We start from the raw sequence: 8,800 nt of genomic DNA, 5'->3' as shown, positions 1-8,800 counted from the left end.
GCTCCGCACGGCACACCGGCGACAGGGTGCCCACTTCCCTGTGGATCTCCAGTCAGCGCCGCGGCCCGCGATAGAACCGCGGTGCCATGAACATGAATTTCCGCGCCACACCGGCCAGGAATCCAGAGCAAGCCGCCGCCACTGCCACCGGCCGCCTCTCCGGCGCTCCTCATTCCGGGATGGCCGGCTGCGTCACGTGAGCCGGCCGCGCGGGCAGCCGAAGCATGCGAGTGAAGCTTCTTCTGCCTGATAGACCGACAACATCTCCACGAATTTTTTCCCGACTGTTGACGTAGGTGAACGACTCGACGCAGGGTCGTGCGCGGTGCACTGCGGGAGCGGAGCGCGAGCCCACTGTGCCCACAGGGCGCGGCAGGCGAGGTATCGACTCAACGTGGAGGAGATATGAAGGACGGCGGCGTGCGCGAACGCCTCGAGGCGCAGCTGGCGGAGTGCATGAGCGCCCGGCGGTCGCTGGTCACGACCCGGGACCGCCTGGCCGCCCTGGCCGTGACCGCCACGTCCGTCGACCAGTCCGTCGAGGTCGTCCTCGGAACCCAGAGCGGGGTCACCGACATTCGCTTCCTCAACGACATGCCCCGGCGGATGACGGGCCTGCAGCTGGCAGCCAGCGTGACCGAGGCTCTCAATCTAGCCCAGCAAGAGTTTCACGCGCGTTTCACAGCCATCACGGGCGCGAGTGAGGACCTCACGGTCACCTCCGGCCTCGACGCTGCGCGCGATGAGTCAGTGGTGAGCGGGGCGACAGTGCAGGACTCGGCAGCGCACCCGCAGAACCTGGTGTCCAACCCGCCGGACCTGCTGAACGAGCCGCATGCCCCGTTGTACGAGGGGCTTTCCCTTGCGAAGGAGGCGCACACCTCGCTGGAGGAGCCGTTGACCACGCCGCCGGAGTCGCGGTCGACTAGATCGCAACTGCGGACGGTGCCGCGGGAAGCGGAGCCGATCCCGGTGGAGCGGTTCCTGGACGACGTGCGCATGGCGCACGACGCGAGCGGGGACCCGCTGGCGATGTGGATACCGCGTTCGGCTCATCAGGTGGATGCCGGGGACGCGCAATCTCTCACGGTGTTGCGCCAACTGGCGGAAACCCACGCCTCATTCTACGTATTCGGCGAGGTACAGGGCGACGGGTTCGTCTCCGGGGACCGCATGGTGTCCCCGGCCGCCCTCGCCGCGGCGCTTCAGTCACCGGTCGCCGCCGGCCGCACCCCCGTGCTGATGATGCCGGACGGTGACCGCCTGGCGCCCGTCCTCGCCGCCGAACTGGGTGGCCCCGTGGAGGCAAGCCGTTACGGCGGCTTCGTCGACCGGCGCCACCGCGTGGTCCGGCCCGGCCCACTCCCCGAAACGGACCTGGAGGACGCCGAGGATCCCCCGGCAACCTTCCGCGTCTTTACCCCTGGCCTGCCGGAAGGGACGCCCGTCGCCGACCGGGGGTTGCAGCCGGGGACCTCCGTGCTGCCTCCTCTCCTGGCGCACCTCGAAGGACTCGGGACCGAAGGGACCGACGCCCTGGTTCCCGACACCATTGTCGACCTGGAGCGCAGCGGCACCGAGGACCTCACGCCCGGTCCGTCCGTGCCGGAGGTGCTGGAGCTGGATCCGCTGATCCGCAGCATCGGAGTGCCCAGGGCCGCGCTGCCGAACACTGGTGCCGTGGTGGCCACCTTGCGTGACATCCTGGGCGACCGGGCCGGTGAGGTCTCCGACCTCGACTGGGACCGCCTGCCGCACCGCCTGTTCAGCAACTACCGCTACCTGGTGCCCGGCGAGCCGAGCGCAGCGCCCGGCGAGCAGGGCCACGACGTCACCGGGCTCCAGGTCCCGCTGGGGCCGGCCGAGGTCCTCTTCACCCTGGACGCGGTCGAGCCGCGGCTCGTGGAACGCTCCTCCGGTTCCTACGACCGCCCCTCGACCCTCGAGACCATCCCCGAGGAGCTCCCGCACATCGAGGGCGTCACGCCCGCCGGTCGCACCGGCGCCGCGGCGTCACCCGGACAGGAGGAGCCGTTCGTCGTCAAGGGGACGATCAACGCCTCATATCTCACCGGCTCGGGATCGCAGGACCACTCCGGCACGACCGGCGCCACCCGCGGCGCGATCTTCCTGTCGTTCGGGGTGGGTACCCCCGTTCCCGTGTTCAACGTCTTCCGTGGCGGGGTCGGTGTGTCCGGTGTGGCGAACTCCTTCTCACGCCGCAGCGGCGTCTCCGACTTCACCGAAGGAGGCCACGTCGAGGACAACCGAGGTGCCGCCACTCTGCTCTCCTACCGGCCCCGGTGGTCGATGCGCGTGCGCACCAACGTCGCTCAGCGCTGGGAGGAGATCGCACCGACGGTGGTCGCGCAGGACCGGATCACCGAGAGCTTGATGCTGGTGGTGCCGAACCACTATCTGCAGAAGGCGCCGGCCCAGGTGCGCATCGACCAGCGCGCCGCCGGCGACGACGCGCACCGTCTCCCGTCCACCTACTTCGCCTCCGGGCTCACCAACATCCCCGTGCTCTTCGACGCCGTCACCGGCGCGCTGGAGTCGCAGGGAGTGGTGCTGCGGATGGGCTCGACGGAGCGGAACGAGCTGCTCCAGAGGATCCAGAAGCTGGACGCCCATCTGGACGACGCGATCAACAACAGCGGCGGTTACCCGTTCCGTCTACGCGACAAGTATGGCCGCACGATCGCCACCGTCTCCGTGCGCGCCCGGCGCATGGACGGCGACGCGGAGCCGGCACGCCGGGTGGGAGCCACCGACAAGCAGGCCCACATCGAGAACGTGCGTACGGCGGTGACGGTCACCGGCGGTTCCCAGAGCATCTCCCATTCCAGCTCGGTGCAGGTGACACCCGCCGAGTTCAGCCTGGTGCCCTCCCAGCTCCACCCCGATCTGGGCTTGGGCGTCGGCCTGAACGCCGACATGACCTGGTCCTCCGAGGACTCGCTCCGGGCCGATCGATCCGGCCTGGCGGTGCTGGTGCCGCGTTCGGCGGTGCCGACAGGTACCCACGCTCTCCGCACCTCCTACGTCGCCGTGACGTCGGTCCCCGGACAGGAATCCGTCGAAACACCAGTCGTCGTGAGCCGGGCGCTCGTTCGGACAACGGAAGGGCTGGCGTACAAGCACCAACTCACGATCGACAGTGAAGCCGTGCCCGCCCTGCCACGCACGAAGAGCGCCCCGGGCCTGCCCGATGTGGTGCCGTACGAGCCGGCGTCGCTCCGCGACGTACGCAGAGCACCGGACCGGGTCCGCACCCCGCCCTCGTACGTGACGGAGGGCAAGGGCATCGGCATGGGACTGGTCGACGTCGCAGACGACACGGTTCGGCAGATCAAGAGTTGGATCGAGCGAGAGCTGACACGGCGCGGTTTCCTGCCGGCCTCCGAGCGCGAACCGATGCGTGGCCGGGGGTGGTGGTCGCACGGGAACATGTTCGAGGCTCAGATGGACAACAGGGAGCGGCTCGACAACGTCATCTCCAGGCGCGGGCTGGAGGCGCACTTCGACCAGCTCCACCAGGACGGAGTGACCTTCACGCTGCGCCTGCCGACCGGCACCATGGGCGTTGACGTCGATGTGGACGCGGCCAAAATCACCGTCACAGCCGGCAAAGCGGAGGACAAGCCCCCGCGACACGTCGGCAGCACCGACGAATACCACCTGGTCAACCTGAGTATGAGCGGCGGGGGCGTGTCCTTCGGCTCCGCCGGCAGCCGACGGATCGGAATCGGCGCGACTTTCAAGGGCATCGCTCGACAGCTGCGCGGGGGTGCCACCGGAGGGGGCGTGTGGCGCGAGGTGGGCGCCGGCCAGGAGGTGGGGACCTTCACCAACCGGCCGGAACTCCTGGAGTACTCGGGCACGTCCGAGGTGTTCGAGGTGACCAGTTCGTACTCCGTGACCATCGAGTACGAGCATTCGAGTCTCGCAGGCCGCCTCAGCACGCCTCCCCGCCGCCCGGCGCGCGCACACTTCCCCGATCAGGTCGCCACGGCGCATCTGCTGCCGATCGACCACCAGTCCTACGAGGACCCGGCCACCGTGCGGACCACCCCGCCGCAGACGCTGGCCAACGCTGTCGTGTACTACCTCGACTCCACGGGGCTGCGGCCCGCGGTCGCGGGGATCCTGCCGGACATGACCGGCCCGAACGGCACCGCGGATCTGGAGATCAGCGCGCTCACCAGCGGTGTTCTCGCCCGTGCGCACGTCAAGGAGATGGCCAACAACCAGCAGCACGACGACTCCTTCTTCGACTCCCGGTTCCTGGGTCGGTCCGTCTTCGGACAGGTGGCCATGAACATGACCATGGGGCCGTCCCGTTTCGAGGCCGCCACCACCAGCGAATTCGTGCGGGGCATCATCAAGCTCGGCCTGACCAGCGTGGGCACCTCCGAGCGCAGCAGCGCCGGAGTGAGCTGGACGACGCTCGACGTCAGCGTGGGCGATGCGCTCGCGTCCCACCCCGGCGTCTCCCTCCAGGGCGGGGTCTCCGGCTCACGCCGGTGGCAGGGGAACCGGAACTCCAGCGACGTCCGCACCGCGGGCAAGGAACTCATCCAGCTCGACTTCAACCGTGCCTACGTCTTCAGTACCACGGTCACCTTCCACGTCAGGGGCAGCGAGGAGAAGCACGGAAAGCTGCTGCCGTCCTCGCGGCGCAGGGGATCGGCGGACGTGCCCGGCCGGACCATGCTCTATCTGCTGTCCGAACCCGAGGCGCTGCTGCAGTACGCGGACAAAATCGTACCGTTACCGGAGGACCAGCTCAAAAGCGTGTTGCGGCGCTGGAAGGACCACGAGCTGCGACTGTCGGGCAGCACGATGGCGGGCGTGCTGGTCCGCTGGAAAGAGCAGTCCGCCGCCGACGCGCCGGTACTCACCGACATCCGTGACGCGGCTCGCATCCTGGCGCGACTGCACAGCGAGGGCGCGTCGCCGATCCTCGACGCGGCGCGAAGGCACCGCTTCAACGCGGTCTTCGAGCACGATCTGCACGACCCCCGAAGGCCGGGGGACCCGGTACGCCTCCCGGAGTACCTGCTGACGGGAAATCCCGACGGCAACATCTTCGGCCACTCCGGAGTCCACTCCCTCACGTACAAGGGGGGCGACTCCACCTACGAGATCGTGCGCAGGACGGTGGAGCGGACGGCTCCCGGACTGCTGTCGTCGAGTCCCGAAGTGCGGACCGAGGACGGGCGCCTGATCGGGCGGTTGCAACTCGGCGTCAACGCCCTCCAGGCGATGTTCGCCGACGGCCGCGACCAGGCCCTGTGGGAGGACATGATCTCGGGGAACGGCCACCGGCTGTTCCTGGTCAACCCGATCGGGTGGCTCCTGGCGGACGTGGTGGAGATCCATCTCCAGGACCGGTTGACCTCCGCCCCCGAGGTGCGCGACTTCGTGCCCGCGACCGGCCTGGAGAACTACACGCACGAGTACGCGGCCAAGTCCAGGGGGACATCGAGGGACGGCGGGCTCGGTTTCACCGTCGGCAAGCTCAATGCGGCTGGTCAGCACCCCTCCGGTGGGGCGTCCCTCGCTTTCACGGAGAGTCATCACCGTGGAGTGAACGAGTCCGATAGCGAGATCAGCGAGCGCACCGTCTACTCCTGGGACGGCCACTACCTGGTCGCGTACCAACACGAACTGACCGTCACGACCCGGCGGATCAACATGGCGGGACGCTGGCTGAACAACAAGTTGGCCGAGCTGTACCGCAAGCGGGACCCGCAGCGTTCGATCCCGCAGCAGACCGTCGTCTCCGGCAGCCTCGTCCTCCAGGTGCCGAAGGGCCTGGGCGAGTTCGAGGCCCCGGTGCCCGGCCCGCGACGTGCCCGCGACCTGACGCCGCTGCCGGCGCTGCCGCCGGACACCCACATCGCGGGCGGCCTGCTGGACCGCGCGCTCCCGATCGTGATGGACATGTTCGTCAAGGCCTACGGGAGCGAGGCGAGCGGCGAGGCGGTACGTACCAGCCCCGTCCTGCGCCCCCTGTTCTCCCGCGAGCACCTGCCCAAGCATGTGATCGAGACCGCGAGCAGAGAAGGAACGTACGAACTCCTCCGCGGCGCCTTCATACCCGGGCACTCCTCGGACCGGTTCGACCTCAGACTGCGGGGCGATCTGTACAACCTCGAAGTGCTGGGTCCGATCGCCGGCACGGGGCCCGGCAGCTACCACAAGCACCAGAGCGGAACCTCGGCCTTCGCGAGCAGCAACCGCTGGGAGGCGACGGTCGCTCTGACCGGCGGCGCCGCGGGGAACGTCCACACCACCGATCCCGCCATCTCGCTGAACGGGTCGCCGGCCAGCACCGGCACCCGCGGCAACAGCCACAACATCGGGGCTTCTCTGGCCCAGAACGCACGGCGCGAACAGCATGTGAAGATGCTCGGCCCGTCCTCCCTGGTGAGGGTGCAGGGCAAGTTCCGCGCGCAGCTGGTGAAGTACCACAAGCACCTCATGGGCTCCGGGAGCAAACTGAAGGGCACGTTCCTCAGCGACCCGATCACCGGTGACCTGTACCTGACGATGCACCAGGGCGAGATCGAGGAACTGCGCGCGCGGATCGACCGGCGCAGGCGGGAGCTCGACCACACGGAGACGCCATGGCCGCTGCTGGAGCGCGCACCGGTCGTGAACCTGACGCCCCTGGTGATCAGCGCGGGACGCCGGGGTGACGTCGAGCCCCACCGCCTCTACCGGCACGTGGCCCGCGCACTGCCCGGCACCCTCCAGTCCCCGGCGCACGCGCTGGTCCTGCGATACGACCCCGCGGCCATGGCGGTCGAGGCGTTCCGCGACACCGTCACGTGGGCGCTCCGCATGGTCAGCCCGGACGCCGGAGCCGACGGAATCCCGACGGCCACCCAGGCGCGGTGGACGCAGTGGAGCGCGGACTTCCCCGCGATTCCCGCCGAGGTCCAGGACGTGCCGGCTGCCGTCCACGACATCGTCCGCGAGGTCAACACGATCCTCGAGCGCAGGAACGCGGATGCCGGGAAGCCGCTGCGGCCCGTCGAGATGCCCGCGACGGTGGCGTACCTGAATCTGGAGCCGGCCTACCTCGCCCGGGATCTCGCACACGAACTGGACGTGCCCGTACGGCTCGACGTGCAGGTGCCGACGGGCGGCAGCCGGCAGTACTGGATCACACGGACCGGACGCGTCCACGACTTCGACCCCACGACGTTCGACGAGACGTCGTTGACCGTGGACATGGCCGCGGACGCGGGTCTGCTCTCCCCGGAGACCCGGGCGGCGGCCGAGGTCTACGGGCTGGGCCAGGAAGACATGGTGCGGATCTACCGAACATCCTGGAACGACCTGTACGACTTCTCGACCGCGGTGGTCGCCGAACTGGGCCAACGGCGCCATACCCTGCACACGCTCGACGAGCGCCTGCCGGAACTGATCGACTCGGCGCATGAGCAGGCCCGGCGGTGGCGTTCCCATCAGGAGCAAGTGGACGCATTGCGTCCGGAAGCGAACCGCCGAGCGCGGGACGCCGTACTCGATCTGCGCCGTGTGTCGACCGGCGAGGACACGGAGACCGCGCGGATGCGGCGGGCGTTCGAGGAGGACAGACGTGCCAGGGCGTACACCACCGCGCTGAACACGCGCTACGAGGAAGCCGGCCGGCTCAAGCGCCTGGCCGAGACGCAGTTGAGCGAACTCCGCGCACTGGCACGGGGTACCGGGAACGTCGCCGCTTCCACGGCGCCTGGTTTCACCATCGACGCGGCCGTGGCCGTGATCAATGACCTGCGGGCGAACACGCTCGACCAGGAGAGGATTCATCTGGCCCCTGTGGCGGAGTCCGGCCTGCGGGAGGCGGAGGAGGAGAAGCCGGATCGCTCTCCCCTGGAGAGGGATCCGGCTGCCGGTTCCCTGGAGGGGACGCGGGAGCAGCCGTCCATACCCGAGGTCCGGATCGACGACACCCGCCCAGGGCGCCGGCAGGAGGACCGGCAGCGGAGGTTCCTGGAGGCGCCTCCGGCGTTCCTGAACGAGCCGAGGTCGACGCTGCGGGAGGGACGGACGTCGCCGTACCTGGCCTCGGCGGCAGCCGGGCTGGAAACGTCGATGACGGGTACATCGGTTCGGGACACGTCGGTTCGGGACACGTCGGCCCGGGTCACTTCGGTTCGGGACACGTCGGCCCGGGTCACGACGGCCCTGGACACGACGGAGTCCGTGTTCCTGCCGGACCAGGCCGGGGCGGAAGTCCTGACGCCGACTCCGCGCGAGGACGACACCGTGATCGTCCCCGATGCGGTGGTCGATTGGGGAACCGCGTCCAACCCCCTCCCTCTGTGGGAACTGCTCGGGGTCGACGAGCCGACCCACGCCGACTACCCCAGGAGGCTGGCGCATCCCACCGTGGCGGCGGAAGCACTGGTGACGGGCATCAGAGGCCGGCTCCCCGAGGCGACCCTCAGCGATCCGGCCTCGGTGATCCATGTGAAGGTCCATTCCACCCCGGTCCACATGATCCCCGCGGCCATCCAAGCCGTTCAAGCCGGCGTCGCGTCCCTTCGCCGCAGCCTTCACATCCAGATGTCGGCCGACGCGAATTCCGCGGTGCAAGTCTGCCCGCCGACCATGTCGTCCTGACAGCCCACGGCGGCGCCGCGGCAGCTCCTTCCCCCGGAGTGCCGCGGCGGCGCCGACTTCGGCCCCGCCTCGCGCTGAGCGCACCACGAAGTCGCGGGCAGGTCGTCGCGACTGGCGGCGTCCACCGTCGGGCGCGACGTCGCCGTCACCACCGCGA

General features: G+C 69.4%; 1 protein-coding gene. It reads left to right on the top strand.

The window, feature by feature from the left end; genetic code table 11:
* The first annotated feature begins 420 nt into the window (after positions 1–420).
* Positions 421–8,643: a hypothetical protein gene (locus AC3ET4_RS06950; RefSeq protein WP_431947022.1), complete on the top strand. Its 8,223-nt coding sequence runs from the start codon at positions 421–423 to the stop codon at positions 8,641–8,643.
* The last annotated feature ends 157 nt before the right edge of the window (positions 8,644–8,800 follow it).

This window comes from Actinacidiphila sp. bgisy167 (genome assembly GCF_057707665.1).
This window is presented reverse-complemented; position numbering and strand designations above follow the sequence as displayed.